The sequence below is a fragment of the Companilactobacillus bobalius genome (assembly GCF_009764355.1).
The window spans coordinates 798,701-815,964 of sequence record NZ_LNUA01000032.1 but is presented as its reverse complement, the minus strand read 5'-3'; the positions used below and the strand labels follow the sequence as shown (position 1 = coordinate 815,964).

General features: G+C 35.4%; 17 protein-coding genes and 1 other annotated feature. Of the genes, 10 read left to right on the top strand and 7 right to left on the bottom strand.

Annotated elements, in window-relative coordinates; genetic code table 11:
• Positions 1-24: 24 nt before the first annotated feature.
• Complete coding sequence (locus ATN92_RS11255; protein ID WP_056950254.1) at positions 25-741, bottom strand: alpha/beta hydrolase; 717 nt, start codon at positions 739-741, stop codon at positions 25-27.
• A gap of 75 nt (positions 742-816) precedes the next feature.
• Positions 817-1,049: a binding site (T-box leader), on the top strand.
• A gap of 60 nt (positions 1,050-1,109) precedes the next feature.
• On the opposite strand from ATN92_RS11255, the gene asnS reads away from it, so the two are divergent.
• From asnS to ATN92_RS11230, 5 genes are all read left to right on the top strand, one after another.
• On the top strand, positions 1,110-2,501 hold the full coding sequence (asnS, locus tag ATN92_RS11250) for an asparagine--tRNA ligase (RefSeq protein ID WP_056950251.1): 1,392 nt from the start codon (positions 1,110-1,112) through the stop codon (positions 2,499-2,501).
• Between the two features lie 449 nt (positions 2,502-2,950).
• Complete coding sequence (locus ATN92_RS11245) at positions 2,951-3,883, top strand: ATP-binding cassette domain-containing protein (RefSeq protein ID WP_056950248.1); 933 nt, start codon at positions 2,951-2,953, stop codon at positions 3,881-3,883.
• Positions 3,883-5,409 carry an ABC transporter permease/substrate-binding protein gene (locus tag ATN92_RS11240; protein WP_056950245.1) on the top strand — a complete coding sequence of 509 codons (1,527 nt, stop codon included), beginning with the start codon at positions 3,883-3,885 and terminating at the stop codon, positions 5,407-5,409. The genes ATN92_RS11245 and ATN92_RS11240 overlap by 1 nt, the downstream gene beginning before the upstream one ends.
• A 192-nt stretch (positions 5,410-5,601) precedes the next feature.
• Positions 5,602-6,834: an oxalate decarboxylase family bicupin gene (locus ATN92_RS11235; RefSeq protein WP_056950242.1), complete on the top strand. Its 1,233-nt coding sequence runs from the start codon at positions 5,602-5,604 to the stop codon at positions 6,832-6,834.
• 11 nt (positions 6,835-6,845) lie between these two features.
• Positions 6,846-8,171: an FAD-dependent oxidoreductase gene (locus ATN92_RS11230; protein ID WP_056950238.1), complete on the top strand. Its 1,326-nt coding sequence runs from the start codon at positions 6,846-6,848 to the stop codon at positions 8,169-8,171.
• 107 nt (positions 8,172-8,278) lie between these two features.
• Here the strand turns inward: ATN92_RS11230 and ATN92_RS11225 are convergent, their stop codons facing one another.
• From ATN92_RS11225 to ATN92_RS11210, 4 genes are all read right to left on the bottom strand, one after another.
• Entirely contained in the window at positions 8,279-8,548 is a 270-nt protein-coding gene (locus ATN92_RS11225) for a SemiSWEET family transporter (RefSeq protein ID WP_411762970.1), read from the bottom strand.
• Positions 8,549-8,772: 224 nt separating this feature from the next.
• Complete coding sequence (locus tag ATN92_RS11220) at positions 8,773-9,957, bottom strand: acetate/propionate family kinase (RefSeq protein WP_056950235.1); 1,185 nt, start codon at positions 9,955-9,957, stop codon at positions 8,773-8,775.
• Between the two features lie 178 nt (positions 9,958-10,135).
• On the bottom strand, positions 10,136-11,050 hold the full coding sequence (locus ATN92_RS11215; RefSeq protein WP_056950232.1) for a DUF7916 family protein: 915 nt from the start codon (positions 11,048-11,050) through the stop codon (positions 10,136-10,138).
• An 11-nt stretch (positions 11,051-11,061) separates the two neighbouring features.
• Positions 11,062-12,384: a PTS sugar transporter subunit IIC gene (locus tag ATN92_RS11210; RefSeq protein WP_056950229.1), complete on the bottom strand. Its 1,323-nt coding sequence runs from the start codon at positions 12,382-12,384 to the stop codon at positions 11,062-11,064.
• A gap of 227 nt (positions 12,385-12,611) precedes the next feature.
• On the opposite strand from ATN92_RS11210, the gene ATN92_RS11205 reads away from it, so the two are divergent.
• From ATN92_RS11205 to ATN92_RS18630, 4 genes are all read left to right on the top strand, one after another.
• Entirely contained in the window at positions 12,612-13,328 is a 717-nt protein-coding gene (locus ATN92_RS11205; protein WP_056950226.1) for a GntR family transcriptional regulator, read from the top strand.
• Between the two features lie 136 nt (positions 13,329-13,464).
• Positions 13,465-14,052, top strand: coding sequence for a type 1 glutamine amidotransferase family protein (locus ATN92_RS11200; RefSeq protein ID WP_056950223.1), 588 nt, complete (start codon positions 13,465-13,467; stop codon positions 14,050-14,052).
• 75 nt (positions 14,053-14,127) lie between these two features.
• Entirely contained in the window at positions 14,128-14,373 is a 246-nt protein-coding gene (locus ATN92_RS11195) for a GlsB/YeaQ/YmgE family stress response membrane protein (RefSeq protein WP_025084941.1), read from the top strand.
• An 11-nt stretch (positions 14,374-14,384) separates the two neighbouring features.
• Positions 14,385-14,525 carry a hypothetical protein gene (locus ATN92_RS18630; protein ID WP_087721299.1) on the top strand — a complete coding sequence of 47 codons (141 nt, stop codon included), beginning with the start codon at positions 14,385-14,387 and terminating at the stop codon, positions 14,523-14,525.
• Positions 14,526-14,568: 43 nt separating this feature from the next.
• Here ATN92_RS18630 and ATN92_RS11190 read toward each other — a convergent pair whose 3' ends face one another.
• Complete coding sequence (locus ATN92_RS11190; RefSeq protein WP_056950220.1) at positions 14,569-15,138, bottom strand: TetR/AcrR family transcriptional regulator; 570 nt, start codon at positions 15,136-15,138, stop codon at positions 14,569-14,571.
• Positions 15,139-15,262: 124 nt separating this feature from the next.
• On the opposite strand from ATN92_RS11190, the gene ATN92_RS11185 reads away from it, so the two are divergent.
• The gene (locus tag ATN92_RS11185; protein ID WP_056950217.1) at positions 15,263-16,294 is read left to right on the top strand and encodes an SDR family oxidoreductase; all 1,032 of its coding nucleotides are present in this window, start codon (positions 15,263-15,265) and stop codon (positions 16,292-16,294) included.
• 15 nt (positions 16,295-16,309) lie between these two features.
• On the opposite strand, the gene ATN92_RS11180 is transcribed toward ATN92_RS11185, so the two are convergent.
• Positions 16,310-17,224, bottom strand: a complete 915-nt coding sequence (locus tag ATN92_RS11180) for a hypothetical protein (RefSeq protein ID WP_056950213.1) — start codon at positions 17,222-17,224, stop codon at positions 16,310-16,312.
• Between the last annotated feature and the right edge of the window lie 40 nt (positions 17,225-17,264).

Here is a 17,264-nt window from a genome sequence, read left to right as displayed (position 1 = left end):
GGGAAATTATGAAAACGTTTTAATTTATTTGCTAATTTTTTTATTTAGCCAATTTATTAATAATTTACTTACAATATTTTGTTGTTTCTGATTACTAATGGAAGCCGTTTTATCGCCACTCTGTTTGCCATAGCTACCAAAGCCAGCGTGGTTACCACCAGAAATTTGTTCATAAAGTGTATTACTTGGTAGTAACTTTTTGGCCTTATTGTAGTTCTTCCATTTCAAAACTCCATCATTTGAAGCGGTAATTGATAAAACTGGGACCTTAGTTTTCCGTAAATCACCTTTTTTTTCAGGATAACTGGCTAAGAAAAAGACTCCCTTTAGATTCTTAGGATTATTATGAGCATAGCGACTAGCCATAGTTCCGCCTAGTGAGTGGCCTCCGATAACGTATCCGTTATTTTTAGAAATTTGATTAGCCATGTTGGCCTTTAGAACAGCTAAGTCTAATGGAAATCTTACGATGTAAACCGAATATCCCGCTTGAGCAACTTTCTTAGCCCAAATGCTGTAACTCTTGGGTTCTACTAAAGCACCAGGATAGAAAATGACTTTAGGATTTTGACTGTTTCCTGAAAACTCAGTTATGTTGTTACTTGTGGTACTAACTTTGCTGGCTGACATTGCTGCTGTTGAAGGTTGGTATTCCTTATTTTTAACAACAACAACGGAGATCAACATTACGACGACAAGGGCGATGATGATACCAATTAACCATTTAAAAAAATTTTTCATGATCTTCCTCCTCAATATCTATATTCTACTTTACAATTTGGTCAAAGTTATGCTACATTTAAGAAAATTAATATATCAAAAGATATTAAAAGAAGGAGTACTGTATACTTTATCCACAGGGAGTTAAGGCAAGTGAGAACTTAACGTGTCGGTATATAGGAAGAACATCTTTGTTATTCTAGCTGAAATCATTAGAGAGTAGGTTTAGACGTGACCCAGTACGTTATAATTGGAGAGTATTTAATGTACTTTTGAGGTGTTTTTTAAAAAACTTGGGTGGTACCGCGGAAAGATCTTTCGTCCCTTTTATTGGGGATGGAGGATCTTTTTTTCGTCTACAGTATTCCAAATGTGAAAAGGAGAAATCAATGCAAAACGTTTTAGTTAAAGATTTATATAAAAAAGAATTTGCTGACGGTGATCAAGTAACACTTAATGGTTGGATCCGTACAATTAGAGGTTCAAAACGAGTAGGTTTTATTGAATTAAATGATGGTTCATTCTTTAAGAATGTTCAAGTTGTTATTACTAGTGACATGGACAACTATGCTGATGTTGTTAAGTTCCCAATCAGTACAACAATTAAAGTTGTTGGTGAAGTTGCTCTTACTCCTAAGGCACAACAACCATTTGAAATTCATGCTACTGAAGTAGTTGAAGAGGGTGCTTCAGATTCAGATTACCCACTACAAAAGAAAGCTCACTCATATGAATTCATGAGAACTGTAGCTCACTTGCGTCCTAGAACAAATACTTTCTATTCAGTATTTAGAATTCGTTCACTAGCTGCTTTTGCTATTCATGAATATCTACAACACAATGGTTTCGTTTATGTTCACACGCCAATCATCACTAGTTCTGATGCTGAAGGTGCCGGTGAAATGTTCCAAGTAACAACATTGGATATGAATAACGTACCAAAGACTGACGATGGCAAAGTTGATTATAATGAAGACTTCTTTAAGAAAGAAACTAACCTAACTGTTAGTGGACAACTAGAAGTTGAACCATTCGCTTTGGCTTTCAGAAATGTTTATACTTTTGGACCAACTTTTAGAGCTGAAAATTCACATACTGGACGTCACGCTTCTGAATTCTGGATGATCGAACCAGAAATGGCATTTGCTGATCTTAAAGATGAGATGGATTGTTCAGAAGAGTTGCTTAAATATGTTATCAACTATGTAATGGACAACGCCAAAGAAGAATTAGATTTCTTGAACGAAAACGTTGATAATACATTGATTGACCGTTTGAAAGCTACTGCTGGCGAAGAATTTGCTCATGTTACTTATACTGATGCAATCGATATTCTTGAAAAAGCTACTGATGTTGAATTCGAAGTTAAACCTTACTGGGGACTTGACCTTGAATCAGAACATGAACGTTACTTATCAGAAAAAGTTTACAAGAAGCCTGTCTTTATTACTGATTATCCTAAGGAATTCAAAGCCTTCTACATGCGTGCTAACGAAGACGGTAAGACCGTTGCTGCAGCTGACTTGTTAGTTCCTGAAATTGGTGAATTGATTGGTGGTTCACAACGTGAAGAACGTCTTGATAAGCTTGAAGAGAGAATGTCAGAGCTTGATATGAACGAAGAAGACTACAAGTGGTACTTAGAATTACGTAAGTATGGTGGTACAGTTCACTCAGGTTTCGGTATTGGATTTGAAAGATTAGTTATGTACATCACAGGTATGGAAAATATTCGTGACGTCATTGCTTACCCAAGAACACCAGGTAATGCCGAATTTTAGAGAGTGGAACAAACTGTTTAGATTTTGAGAATTTGCAGGATTTTGCGAATCAGCTGCGAAGCAGACAGTTTGTGAAATCAGGCAAAGCACAGGAATCTGGCTTGAGTAGCTCGTTTCTACTATAAAAATTATGAAGACCAGCACTATAATCAAAAATGATTATGGTGTTGGTCTTTTTTGGTCACTTAAAAAAATAATGTTTTTTGATTAGAAGACTTAATTAAATAAATGTACTTATCTTTTTATAAGAATACTATTATAGGTGGTCTCCCAAAAATTATAAATATATGAAAAGCTTGACTGTAACGTGTATGTATAGTTTATTCTGTGAAAAGTAAAGAAATGGAAAGTTATTGCTATTTAAATAAATATTATTATGCTAATTTTTTGTCTAAAGGTTGGAAGATATTTATTATTAAAGTAAGTCAATTTTAGAGAGGGGAAATAAATTGATTACCTATAAAGATGTTGGAATGAAATACGAGAAGAACGTCGTTTTACATGATATCAATTTAACGATTGATGATGGTGAACTGTTTGTTTTAGTTGGTCCCAGTGGTAGTGGTAAAACTACTTTATTGAGAATGCTGAACAAATTAACAGTTCCTACTGATGGGGATGTTTATTTCGATGATAAGAGAATTAAGGATTACGACGTACAAAAGTTACGATTAGATATGGGTTATGTTTTGCAAGATAGTAGTTTATTTCCCAATCTAAATGTTGAAGATAATATTGCTATTCAGTTGGAACAAAAAGGTGTTTCCAAACAGGAACGTCATCAGCGTGCTGCCGAATTATTGGAATCAGTTGAACTTGATCCTAAAAAGTACGCTAAAAGAATGCCAGATGAATTATCCGGTGGACAGCAACAACGTGTTGCTATAATTCGTGCCTTGGCAACTAGTCCCAGATTAGTATTGATGGATGAATCTTTTAGTGCCTTGGACCCTGTTTTGAGACGTAAATCACAGGATCTAGTTTTGAAATTGCACGATAAATACAAAATGACGGTTGTCTTTGTAACTCATGATATGCAAGAAGCCTTACGAATGGGCCAAAAGATCGCTATTTTAAATCAAGGCGAAATTCAACAAGTAGGGACACCACATGAGATTATGCAAAACCCAGCCAATGATTTCGTTAAGAAGTTCTTTGGTACTAAGACACCGCATTGGTGGAACATGGACTTCTTGATTGGTTCTAAAGTTTTAACAGAAATTCCCAACTCGACTGATTATCCTGAGGTGGAGCATTTTGGCGAATTAGTTAACAGTTTAAAAGATCATGCTGAGATAAAATTTAGATATCAGGATAAAGCTTATTCATTGACCCCTCAGCAATTGTTAGCTTACTTTGAAAAAGAGGGGGACAATCAATAATGCAAATGTTATTACAGACTGTTATTAATCAACGTGCTGAAATATTAAAATCGTTATATGAACATATTGGTATTTCCTTCATTTCACTGTTGATTGCCATGTTAATTGCAATTCCGTTGGCTATTTTATTACGAAACCATCGTCGCTTTGGTGAAGTAGGATTGCAAATTGCCGGGATTATTCAGACTATTCCCAGTCTAGCTTTGTTAGGATTGTTGATTCCAATCGTGGGAATTGGAACTGTACCAGCAGTAGTAGCACTGACTATGTATGCCATTATGCCGTTGTATCAAAACACTTATTCAGGATTGACCAATATTGATCCTAATTTGGAGGAAGCTGCGGTTGCCTTTGGACTATCTAAGTGGAAGAGATTGCAACGTTTGGAATTTCCTTTAGCTTTACCGATGATTATTTCTGGAATTAGAATTGCTTTAGTTATGATTATTGGTACAGCCACATTAGCCGCTTTCATTGGTGCTGGTGGTTTGGGTGATTATATTATGTTGGGAATTCAACAAAATAATAATTACTACTTAATTATCGGTGGTGTTTTGTCGGCCCTATTAGCCTTTATCTTCAGTGGTCTCCTGAAATTCATTGGTTCATCGAAACGTCGGATTTATACTGGTGGCGTGGTGATACTGTTGTTACTACTAGGATTTGGTGGTAATAAGGTTTATCAAATGGTAAAGCCACAACCAGTTCAAATTACGATTGCCGGTAAATTAGGTAGTGAGCCAGAAATCTTAATTAATATGTATAAGGATTTAATCAAGCAAGATAATCCTAAAGCACAAGTTACTTTGAAACCTAATTTTGGTGCCACAACTTTCTTGTATAAGGCTTTGAAACGACAAGATGTTGATATTTATCCAGAATTTACAGGAACGGTTTTGGAAGCATTAGTAAAATACGATAAACCGACGCCTAAGAATCCGGAAAAAACTTATCAAATTGCTAAACAAGAATTATCGAAACAAGAAAATATGAGTTTCTTAAAACCAATGGAATACGAAAATGGTTATGATCTGGCTGTAACCAAGGAATTTTCCAAGAAGTATCACGTTACAAAGTTAAGTGATTTACAACGAGTAAGTGATAAAGTTATTGCCGGATTTGATCCTGATTTTTCCAATCAAGCTGATGGATATCTAGGATTGAAGAAGAAATATAATTTAGATTTTGGTAATGTTAAACGAATGGAACCATCTTTACGCTACAAGGCGATTGCTAATGATCGTGTTAATTTAGTAGATGGTTATACGACAGATCCGCAAGTTCAACAATATCATTTAGTAGTTTTGAAGGATGATAAGCATTTCTTCCCACCATATCAAGGGGCTCCTTTGATGAATGAAAGTTTTGCTAAGAAGAATCCTGAGGTTGTTAAGAGTTTGAATAAGTTAGCTGGTAAGATTTCTGCGGAAGATATGCAGAAGATGAATTATCAAGTCAGCGTTAAGAATAAGAAGGCCAGTGTAGTGGCTCATGATTATTTAGTTAAAAAAGGTTTATTGAAATAAAGAGATCCCGATATAATAGCTATCCTTTGATTGCTATTATATCGGGATTTTTTTGTTATAGATTATTCTTATCTATTTTATTTTTATTAATAAATAAAAACTATAAAATAATTTTGTACTTTATGTGTTTATATTTGTGTTTTGTAATCGCTTGCTATACCATGAATTTATTAAAAAAGGAAGGTATACAAAATGTCAAATAGAAAAGTTGAACCGGAACGTACAGTTGATAACGCAGGTTGGATTGATCGAGGTCCTAGAAATTACGAACGTGATTTGCAGAATCCCGATTTACTTGTACCACCAATAACGGATCATGGTACGGTATCTAACTTACGTTTTAGCTTTTCTGATGCGCATATGAGAATTGAAGAGGGCGGTTGGACACGTGAAGTTACTAATCGTGAATTACCAGCTTCACATGATTTAGCAGGAGTTGATATGTGCTTGAAACCAGGAGCATATCGAGAACTTCATTGGCACAAAGAGGCAGAATGGGCCTTTATGATTGCTGGAAATGCTAGAGTAACAGCTTTGGATGCTGAAGGTCGTAGTTTTATTGATGATATTAATGCTGGTGATCTTTGGAATTTTGAAGCTGGAATTCCTCACTCAATTCAAGCTTTAGACCAGGGTTGTGAATTTTTACTAGTCTTTAGTGAACCTGATTTCTCAGAAAATAATACTTTCTTATTAACAGATTGGTTGGCACATACTCCAAAAGATATTATTGCCGCTAATTTTAAGGTTGACGAAAGTGTGTTAGCTAACTTGCCAGGTAAAGAGAAATATATCTTTAATGGTGAGGTTCCTGGTCCAATTTCTGAAGTTAAAAAGAACAATCCTAATGGGGATGTGCCATCACCATTTACATTCCATATGAGTGACTTGAAACCACATGAATTTGAGGCTGGTAAAGTTTGGATTGTTGATTCAAAAGTCTTCCCTGTTGCACAAACCATTTCGGCTGCAATTGTAGAAATTCAACCAGGTGGTATGCGTGAGCTTCACTGGCATCCAAAATCAGAAGAATGGGATTATTTTGTTCAAGGCCATGCTAAGGTTGGTGTCTTCAATTCAGCTTCACTTGCAAGAACATTTAATTTCCAAGCCGGAGATGTCGGTGTAATTCCAATTGTTGCAGGACACTATATTAAGAACATCGGTGATGAACCTTTGATTTTCCTAGAAGTTTTCAAGAATCCTGTTTATTCAGATATTTCTCTAAACAAGTGGTTGGCTACCTTACCAACTCAAATGGTTTCTGATCATTTGAATATTAGTCCTGAAACAGTTGATCAATTCCCTAAAGAAGAAGCTGCAGTTGTTTGGTATGATCAAAGTCATTCAAAAAAGAATGACGAAAGTACCATTGAAGAAACGCCACAAGATCTTCAATATAAGGCTGGACAAGTATTCAAATAGGGAGTGATTAAATGCAATATGATGTTCTAATTGTTGGAGGAGGAGTAGGTGGTGGCTCCACCGCTTTGAATTTGGCAGCTCGTGGATTTAAAGTAGCAATTGTTGAAGAACGCGATTGGGGCGGAACAACAATCAATCGTGGAAGTACTCCTAAACGTGCGTTATTAGCCAGTGCCGAAACGCATTTCCGAATGGCCCAGTTAGTTGAAAATGTTGCACCACTCAGTTGGTCAGAAATGGCCAATCACAGTGCCAAGATAGTTCTGGCTGCTAATCAACGGTATGGCAATAACTTAGTTAAAGCAGGAATAACTACTATCGAGGGTCATGCGACTTTTGTAAATTCAAATACAATTTTAGTCCATGGGCAAAAATATCAGGCTAAAAGAATTATTCTAGCTACTGGTGCACGTCCCAGAGAATTAGAATTTTCGGGAAGTCAGTACATGGAACATAGTGCTAGTTTCTTAAAAACATCGAATTTACCTGATAATATAACAATTGTTGGTGCGGGAATTATTGCTTTTGCGTTAACTAGTATAGCTACTGAAGCAGGAACAAAAGTTACTATTGTCCAACATAATCAGCGTGCCCTAGGAATACTTGACCAAGGATTAGTCCAAATTTTAATTAAACGTTTGGAGAATGCTGGAGTAGTATTCAAATTTGATAATACTATTCAAAAGATTACTGAACTGTCAAATGGTTCTTATCAGGTAACTACAAATCAGAGTCAGTTTAAAACGGGTGCAGTTTATTGTGTAGCTGGAAGAATACCAAATACGGAAGATTTAAATTTATCTGTTGCTGGCGTTAAGGTTGGTTTGAAAGGTATTAAGGTTGATAAAAATTTAAGAACTAGTAACCCTCAGATTTTTGCGCTTGGAGATTGCTGTGATGCTTCTGTTCCTAAACTAAGTAATTACGCTATCTATCAAGGCAAATGCTTAGGTAATAGTTTGGAAAAACCAGTGCAATTTCCTATTAAGTATCCAACACCAGCTTTAACCGTGTTTAGTATACCTAAGTTGGGACAAGTTGGAATTAGTACGCAGCAGGCTTCTAATAAACCAGAATTAGAAATTAAAACAATTGATATAAAGAATTGGCAAACGTACGCTCGTAATGGTGATGATTTAGCTGAATTAAAGATAGTCTTTAATAAAGGCAGTCAACAAATCGTTGGAGCAGAGGTTTTGAGTCAAGATGCGGATCAATTAGTTGATTATTTATCATTGCTAATCCAACAACACGTCACTGCAAATGATTTACAACAGCAACTATTTGCTTATCCTAGTCAAGCTAGTGATTTATATGGAATCTGGCAATCAAGATAGGTATTGATAAGTAATAAAAGCCAGAACAGAATTTTCTGCTCTGGCTTTTATTTTGTGAATTTTTACTTGATTATTTGAATTGTTATTGTATGTCATAAATTTTAGATTTAACTAAAATTAAATACTGCAGTGATGAAGGTTGCTGCTCCGAGAAAAATACCGGGAATATTAGCCCAAACAATTGGCCAATCCTTTTCTTTCTTGAGTAATCCATAAGCTGTCCAAATAGTACAGTTGATAAAAGCAACGAGTGGTTGTATAGGATTTCCCTTACTACCAGATAGGTTGGATATAATCTGGGGAATATATGAAACGTACATTAGAACAGACATAGCGCTCGCGACTGTTCCGATTCTCTCTACCTTTTCTGAACTGATTTTCTTCAATTGAATTAACTTCCCTTCGTGTTACAAACTATTCTTACTGTTAGTAAAATATGTATGCTTAAAAAAAAGTCATTGTTGATATAATTAATTTGCACCAATTGACCATAACTACAAAATAAACCAGACAAAATGTATTGTCAATCAATACGATGTTTCACAAGGCTGAGAAACAAAAAGACGTTAGTCCGTGTGACTAACGTCTTTTATAGTAAATTTTAATTGTGAATTTCAGCAACTTGGCGTACCATCATTAACTCTTCATCAGTAGGAATTAAGAAAACTTTGATAGCAGAATCAGGGCTACTGATAAGTCCTTCTTGAGCGGCTTCATTTAACTTATCATCCAATTTTACGTTAAAAATGGAAAGTTCATCGATGATTTGTTTTCTTAACCAGGCATTGTTTTCGGCAATACCACCGGCAAAGACTAGAGCATCAGCACGATGCAATTCAGTTAAGAAACTACCAGCATATTTAATGACACGGTTAACGAAAATATCAATAGCCAATTTAGCTTGTTTGTCAGTATCTTCTTTAGCTTTGATATCACGCATATCGGAAGAGAATTCAGCAATTCCTAAAAGGCCGGATTCTTGGTTGAAAATGTCTAGAACTTTATTAGGATCATCAAGCTTTAATTCTTTCATCAAAAAGGGCACTAAGGCTGGATCGATGTCCCCGGAACGTGTTCCCATTGTTACACCATTGAGAGGTGTGAATCCCATTGAAGTATCAAAGGCTTTACCATTTTTAACAGCGGCGAGTGATGCACCACTGCCCAGATGCATGGTTACCAAGTTGACATCTGATTGTGGCTTGTCGAGCAATTCAGCGGCACTTTTGGTCAAGTAAGTGTGAGAAATGCCGTGTTCGCCATAACGACGAATCTGATATTTCTTAGTTAACTCATATGGCAAACTGTAAATAGCATTTTTCTCTGGTAGATCAGTGAAGAATTGACTATCGAAAACGGCATATTGCTTAACGTTAGGCAAAGTTTCGGCCATTGTTTCAATTCCCTTAGCTTCCATAGGATTGTGAAGGGGAGCAAAATCGCTAAGATCCTTGATTTGTTGCAACACGTCAGGTGTAATTTCAACAGCATGCTTGAAAACTTGACCTCCCGCAACGACACGATGTGCTACGGCTGTAATTTCTGATAGATCTTTGATAATGTCTAAGTTTTGTAACTCTTCAAAGACCATTTGAGCAGCTTGATTTTGAGTTAAATTATCTTGTGTTTTTTCGAACTTCTTACCATTATATTTCATTTTGAAGAAGGAAGCGGGGGCATTAATTCTTTCTACAGTACCACTTGCCAAAACTTTTTCGGATGGCATTTCAAACAATTTCCATTTTAATGATGAACTGCCGGCGTTGACGATCAACGTTTTTTCCATTACGAAATCACTCTTTTCTATTAATATGAAGCTTTCATCATTAAATATGTTATATAAAGAATCGTGTCATTGCAATAACATGGGGACTAATAAATATGGAATTGTAATTTAATTTTAAAAAGGAGTAACCCTTAAGTACCTAAGAGTTACTCCTTTTATATTAGATTTAAGTACATATTTATCTCTTAACACTTCTAGATATACCGGCGATGTAGTGACGGTAACCTGAAATAGCTTGCTTCAATTCGGAAATATTTTCAAATCTATTTCTCTGAGCATCGCCAATATGTTGAATATCAAAACCGATTTCTTTATTTTCTAGTGCCATTGTTTTGATAATATCTGGTTGGCTAGATTCTTGAGATGTTCCAATGGCGCTCATAGCCAAGATTCCATTATCATGAGCTAAATCAACAGCCAATTTCAAATCTTCTTTTCTTATACCCCAAACGGTTCCAACTGAAGGAAGTAGAAGAATGTCAGCTCCTGCTTGAATGTAATCTTTGACAACTTGTTCTGTAAAGATAGGCTCATTTCCGCCTGCCTTATGCATTTTACCAGCGATAATAACACCACCAAAATACTTTTTTGCTAATTCAATCGCATGGGTAATAGCTTTATTAGAAGTTCCAACTCCTGGATTAGCGGTTAGGCAAACGAAGTCGAAGCCTAATTCTTTAGCACGCTTTAAAGTTTCTTCGTTTGCTTGTCGACCCTTGGGGATTTCTAATCTTGTTTCTAACATTTCAGCTTTTAAATCTACTGGTTCAAGGTTTAATCCTAAAGGTCTTCCAACATATTCTTTTAATTCCTTAACAACAGAGTCTCTAGGAATAGCGTTTTGAACGTTTTCTTGATCAGGCATTCCTAAAATAATGGGATTTAATGTATCAAAGGTATTTAAAAGAATCATATCGGCACCTGAAGCTTTAGTCATTTCACTGATGGTTATTCCATCTTCAACGGGCTCATGCATGACGACATTTTCACTTAAAACTACACGTCCTTCGCTAGCCTTAATTGAAGTTAAAAGTTCCTCTTTATTCATTTTAGATATTTCACTTGCAGTAGCACTAATTAATCTTGTCGACATTTATAATTCTCCTATGCTTTTTCTTCGTCTAATTTTTCAGTTAAAACTTGCTTGTTGTTGATTGAGGCAACGAACGGTAAATATATTAGAGTACCAATCACTAAATTAATAATTTGAATGACAGCACCACTGATACTATTGGTTGCTAAGTATCCTGAAATAATGGGTGGCATTGTCCAATTTAAGACAGTGCCAGTTGGCTTAGCTACCAATCCCCATTTCATACTTAGGTAAGTAGTTGTCGCAAAAACCATAGGTACAAGAATAAATGGAATGATAATGGCTATGTTGAATACAACTGGGTATCCAAACATAACGGGTTCATTAATATTAAAGATAGCTGGAGCTGCACCTACTGAAGTAATGGCCTTACTTTCGGCACTTGCCTTTTTCATAAGAACAAGGATGAATAAAGCAAGAATTAAACAGGCAGTAGCACCTGATCCACCCATATAAGTAAAGTTATCCATAAATGAGTTGGTTACAATATTTGGTACTTCTTTACCATGTTGTAGAGCCAACCTATTGGCATCGGAGTTCATCAACCAAATAGGATTCATAGCTGAATTAATAACAGTACCATGAACACCAATACTCCAAACTAAACTGTTTAGTCCAACAGCAATCAGGGTACTAGCTAGAGTGCCACCTAAAAATGATAGTGGTTTATTTAATAATTTCAGAATAACTTCATGTATGTTGTTAAATCCAAACATACCGATAATAATAGCAACTAAAATCCACATAGCAATGATTACGAATCCCGGTAATAGAGCACTGAAAGTTTTGGAAATTGCAGGTGGAACACTTTCAGGCATTTTAATCTCGATATTATGTTCAATGAACATCGAAAAGATCTTAGCAGAAATCAAGCCAAGAATAATAGCAACGATAAGTCCCTTACTTCCTAAATAAGTTAAATCGACACCTGTTTGTCCAGCTTTATTTGTGATAACGGGTGTAATTGTTAAATATGAACCTAAAGCAACGAAACCTGAACCAATCGACTTTAATTCATCGTGAATATGGCTTTTAGTAAAGCTATATGCAATACCGAAGACAGTTGGAATTACCATAATTCCGAAAGTCATGTTGGTCATCATATTTAAAAGATTACTTAAATTATCAAAGTATGGAATTTTGATTCCTTGTAAAGTTTGTGTCCAATTGTCAAAAGGTAAACTATTAATAATAAGTGGAACAGATCCAATAATGATTAAGGTGATAGCAAATCCAACACCATCACGAATGGCCATTAAAGCCTTATTCGCGGCTAATTTGTTAGCAAATGGCATGATTTTCTTGTTTAAAAATTCAGAAAATCCATTTTTCATTTTATATTCCCCCAGAATATGTATTAATAATCATTTAAATTAGTAAATTGAAGATTATTTACTAATAATTCTTCCCTTAAATTCACCTCTCTTGTATCCGCTTACAATATATCATCACTGTAATTATATGTCCACATCATTTTATAAATAAGACTAGTCTTTTAAAATAAAAATGAAGTCAATGTTAAATGATGATAAAATCTTTTATAAGATATAGGAGAAAAATTATGGAGTACAAATATAAAAAGATTGCTGAAAATATTAAATCAAAAATAAAAAATGGACAATATAAGGCGGGGGATATCTTACCTGATCAATCTCAAATTGCTAAAGATTTCAATACTACGAGAAGTACGGTGCATAAAGCTTTGAATTTATTAGTCATTGAAGGAATGATTTACTCTAAACGGGGTGCTGGAACTTTTGTCAGAAAAGATTTTAATCTAGATACAAAATATAAAAGTGTTTCAGCTTTAGAAAAACCATTAGGTGCCACTTATACTCATCAAGCTAATAAAGTAACTAGCAAGATTTTAAGTTATTCGGCTAGACTTCCAACAGAAGAAGAAATGGAAAAGTTACTAATTGAATCTGATGCGCCTGTATATGATATTCAAAGAATTCGATATATGGATGGAAAAATTTTTGCTTACGAACATACAATTATGCCAACTACGATAGCACCAATAAATGAGGATGTACTAGAACATTCTATTTATGACCACTTGAAGAATTTGGGATTGAATATTGAAGGATCTCATCGAATAGTAAAGGCTGATAGAGCTGATAAAACTGATCTTGAAACTGGAATAGCTAAAGACAAAGTGGATCCTGTGTTAGTTATTATTCAATTAAGTTATTTAGATGATGGTCAACCGTTTGAATTGTCTGAATCACGTTTTCCATTTGAAAATAGTGAATTAATTGCCGATATTACATTATAGTTAATCAAGTATGTGCCTTGTTATTAATCAAAAAGTATTACATTAAAATCTTTTGTAAATCCTTGCTTAAGGACAAGAGATTATATTACAGTTAAATAACTGCTATATGAAAATTTAATTATCAGAGGAGTTATTAATGAAAACAGCAATATTTTTTATATTAAACGAATATGCAGATTGGGAAGGCCCTTATTTGTCTAGTCAACTGAATCAAAACTCTGAATGGACGGTTAAGACCGCCTCATTTTCCGATGAAGTGACTTCTATTGGTGGATTTAAGACGGTAACTGATTATCGAATCGATAAATTACCTGAAAAGATCGATTTGTTAGTTCTGATTGGTGGTAACTCTTGGGATGTTAAGAATGAAACATTGAAAAAATTAATTTCTGACAGATTGAAAAATAGTCAACCGGTTGGCGCTATATGTGGTGCTGTCGATTATTTGGCTAGCAATGGTTTATTGGAAGGTTACCAACATACGGGGAACTCTCAAGCAATTTGGAAAAATTATTCAGAATATAATAATCCTGATCAGTTCCTACCTCAACAAGTGGTTAGTGATAGGAACTTAGTAACTGCTAACGGTACTGCCGCTTTAGAATTCACTGAGGCTGTTTTAAAATTAATTCAATTTCTACCTGATAAACAACTGAAGCCTTTGATTGAATTGTATGACAATGGTTTTTACGAATACTGTAAAAAATATGGTAATCCATTCTAACAGCATATTCCGTGCATAGTTTACTGGAATTTAATAATATATAGAATATAAATATTATTAAGGAGGATTAACATTATGCATTGGTTATGGGTAATTATTGTCGGAGCTATTATTGGTGCACTTGCGGGTGCAATTACTAATAATGGTAAATCAATGGGATGGATCAGCAATATTTTAGCTGGTATTGTGGGATCAGCCTTAGGTGAGGGAATCTTAGGTGCCTGGGGTCCACAACTTGCAGGAATGGCAATTATTCCTTCATTAATCGGAGCCATTATTTTAGTCTTAGTGGTATCATTCGTTGTCAAAAAAATGTCGTGAGGTAAATAATTATGGATACTGTTAAATCAATTTTTAAGTTCATGGCTGTTAGTACATTAGTGGTCGGAGGTGTTCTTGTAGGTGGAACTATTTTAACTGCAAAGGGCATCGATAAGGCCGGCGATAAAATTCAAGCAAAATTACATGAATAAATATAAAAGACACTATCAATTTTTATTTAATTGATAGTGTCTTTTATTTTGTCGTTTCATTTTTCAGAGCTTTTAAAGTCGAAATTTGAAAATCAGCCAAAAGGACATGGATATCGTTGATGGTTTCAACTTGGCCACTAATTAGCCATTCACGCCAAATGGCATAGACACCGGCACCCATGAATTTGATCCAGTACTTACGTTGCATGGTTGTGAATTGACTCCAATCCATTGTTTGATCATAAAATTTTGCCATGTTCTCGTTAAAAATATTTTGGATGATCAGTTCATAATGCTTGTCGACTGCCATTTTTAAGGTACAGGATATTTCTTCAAATAAGGAGCCTAAGGCATTTATTTTTTGATCTTGTGGAATTCTGTTAATGATATTATCAAAGCCAGCACTTATTTTTGGTTGAATATAGGCAATTAGGACATCCTCTAAAGTATCAAAATTTCGGTAGAAGGCCATACGACTAACACCAGCTCGTTTGACGACTTGGGTAACCGTGATATCATTGAAATCCTTTGTTTCCAATAGCTGTAATAATGCGGTGATGAGATATTCTTGGGAATCTTGTTTAATTTTTTGTGAATGTTCGGTCGCTGCCATTACATTTTCTCCATTCTGTCACAGATGCTTCTGATTTGCTTGAGAAGCTGTTTCTTACATAGTAGGATACATTCATAAGCGTTACAAGTGAAACGTCAGTTAAAGTAAAATGGAGATATCAATTATGAAAAAACAATTAGTAGTCGTTACAGGTGGTAGTGGTTTTATTGCAGTACACATTATTTTGCAATTACTGCAACAAGGGTATGCGGTTAGAACAACGGTTCGATCAGCCAAAAAAGAAGATGTTATTAAAGAAATGCTATATACGGGTGGAGTGAAAGATTTTTCTGATTTATCCTTCTCACAAGCAGATTTGACTTCCGATAAGAATTGGGAAGAAACGATGCAAGGAGCAACTTATGTTATTCATGTGGCTTCACCAACTCCTAAATTGAACTTTAAAAATGAGGATGAGATGATTCGTCCAGCTGTAGATGGAGTTTTGCGTGTCCTTAAAGCCTCTAAAGATGCTGGAGTTAAACGAGTTGTTTTGACATCAGCTTATGGTGCCGTTTTTGCAGGTCACAAGAATCGTACAACACCATATACTGAAAAGGATTGGTCAGATCTTTCCGCTAAAAATATACATCCATATCAAAAATCAAAGACTATGTCAGAAATGGCCGCTTGGGACTTCATCAAAAAGGAAGGCGACGGTTTGCAACTAGCTGCGGTTAATCCGGTTGGCGTTATGGGACCAGTTTTGTCAGCTAAATATTCCCACTCTAATGTTCAAATTCAAGAAATGTTAGAAGGAAAAATCAAAGCCTTGCCTAAAGTTGATTCAGGTTACGTCGATGTTCGTGATGTCGCTAGCTTACATATTTTGGCAATGACTTCACCTAAGGCTGATGGCGAAAGATTCTTGGCTACAACAGGTGAAACTCTATCAATGATGGGTGTAGCCGACATTTTACGTGAAGCTTTTCCTGATTATGCAAGTAAAATTCCAACTAGAACTATACCGAATGCAGTTGTAAAAGCTGCTGCTTTAACTAATCCCCAACTTAAGATGATTGCTTCCATTGTTGGTAAGTACGCTGGTACTAGCAATAAGAAGGCTAAGGAGTTGTTAGGTTGGAACCCTCGTTCTGCTAAAACAGCTATCATTGCAACAGCACAATCTATGATTGATCTTGGCATCGTCAAATAAAAAAATGACTCTCAATTAAATTTGAGAGTCATTTTCGACTTTTAGAGGAGCAATATATTTTTTGAGAATAACGATCGAACCTAAGAAAAAGGTAGTTGCTAGAACAGCTGTCAGTGGCAACATGTGAAACATACTAGTAGGTAAAACTAAGGCCAATAGTGGAAAAGCAAAGGCAGCTGGCAATTTGATTTTTAAAAGTTGTAGTAATACGAAAACTAGTGGTAAAGCAATGATGGCCGAGATCAACCAAGAACTGATGAAGGTGTGAACTAAAACACCAATACTGGCTGCACCGACTAAAGCAATGAAATGTTTAATGGCCATTTTCCAACTGTATTGTGGTTTTTGTAGGACTTCGAAGAAAACGACCATAACCGGTGGAATGGCAGCCATTTGTGAAAAGCCAAAGAACCAAACAGCACCAACCCAGATAAGGGCCATGATGGCAAAAATCAGCATGTGATGTTTTTTGATAATGGAGCTAGGAGTTGTTTCCTTATAACTACCCTGAATGAAGACGCCGGTTGTCAAAACTAGTGTAAATAGTAGGATAGCAACGATAAAGGACCAATGGGTAGCGTTAATGATGATCGGCAATAGTCCAGTGGCAAATGATGGAGCCAAATTTGAGTGAAGAACTCGTAACAAAATTAGCATCAAGAGAAGACCCAGAAGGACTTTTTGTGCATAACCGATAGCTAACTGGTTGATTAGAAAACCAATAATGGCCGTTCCTGACGGAGCTAAGAAAATCTTCAATGGTTGATTGATCCAGCCACCATTTTGATAAATCCATGTTCCAGCTGTTAATGCTCCAATTTCGGGTAAAATGATCTCCATATCGTTAAGTAAAGTAGCACTGGCTACCATGATAATAATGAATGAAAATCCAATTAGATAATTTCTCTTCTCAATAGTACTTAAATGCATGTTTGTTTCGTCCTTCCGTAATGTAAATAGCTGATATCTT

Bases quoted from the DNA above. Each gene is read 5' to 3' on its own strand.
- ATN92_RS11200 (WP_056950223.1), top strand. From the start codon at position 13,465: ATGAAAACAGCAATATTTTTTATATTAAACGAATATGCAGATTGGGAA.
- ATN92_RS11190 (WP_056950220.1), bottom strand. From the start codon at position 15,138: ATGGCAGCGACCGAACATTCACAAAAAATTAAACAAGATTCCCAAGAA.
- ATN92_RS11210 (WP_056950229.1), bottom strand. From the start codon at position 12,384: ATGAAAAATGGATTTTCTGAATTTTTAAACAAGAAAATCATGCCATTT.
- ATN92_RS11205 (WP_056950226.1), top strand. From the start codon at position 12,612: ATGGAGTACAAATATAAAAAGATTGCTGAAAATATTAAATCAAAAATA.
- ATN92_RS11240 (WP_056950245.1), top strand. From the start codon at position 3,883: ATGCAAATGTTATTACAGACTGTTATTAATCAACGTGCTGAAATATTA.
- ATN92_RS11255 (WP_056950254.1), bottom strand. From the start codon at position 741: ATGAAAAATTTTTTTAAATGGTTAATTGGTATCATCATCGCCCTTGTC.
- ATN92_RS18630 (WP_087721299.1), top strand. From the start codon at position 14,385: ATGGATACTGTTAAATCAATTTTTAAGTTCATGGCTGTTAGTACATTA.
- ATN92_RS11180 (WP_056950213.1), bottom strand. From the start codon at position 17,224: ATGCATTTAAGTACTATTGAGAAGAGAAATTATCTAATTGGATTTTCA.
- ATN92_RS11235 (WP_056950242.1), top strand. From the start codon at position 5,602: ATGTCAAATAGAAAAGTTGAACCGGAACGTACAGTTGATAACGCAGGT.
- ATN92_RS11230 (WP_056950238.1), top strand. From the start codon at position 6,846: ATGCAATATGATGTTCTAATTGTTGGAGGAGGAGTAGGTGGTGGCTCC.
- ATN92_RS11215 (WP_056950232.1), bottom strand. From the start codon at position 11,050: ATGTCGACAAGATTAATTAGTGCTACTGCAAGTGAAATATCTAAAATG.
- asnS (WP_056950251.1), top strand. From the start codon at position 1,110: ATGCAAAACGTTTTAGTTAAAGATTTATATAAAAAAGAATTTGCTGAC.
- ATN92_RS11195 (WP_025084941.1), top strand. From the start codon at position 14,128: ATGCATTGGTTATGGGTAATTATTGTCGGAGCTATTATTGGTGCACTT.
- ATN92_RS11185 (WP_056950217.1), top strand. From the start codon at position 15,263: ATGAAAAAACAATTAGTAGTCGTTACAGGTGGTAGTGGTTTTATTGCA.
- ATN92_RS11220 (WP_056950235.1), bottom strand. From the start codon at position 9,957: ATGGAAAAAACGTTGATCGTCAACGCCGGCAGTTCATCATTAAAATGG.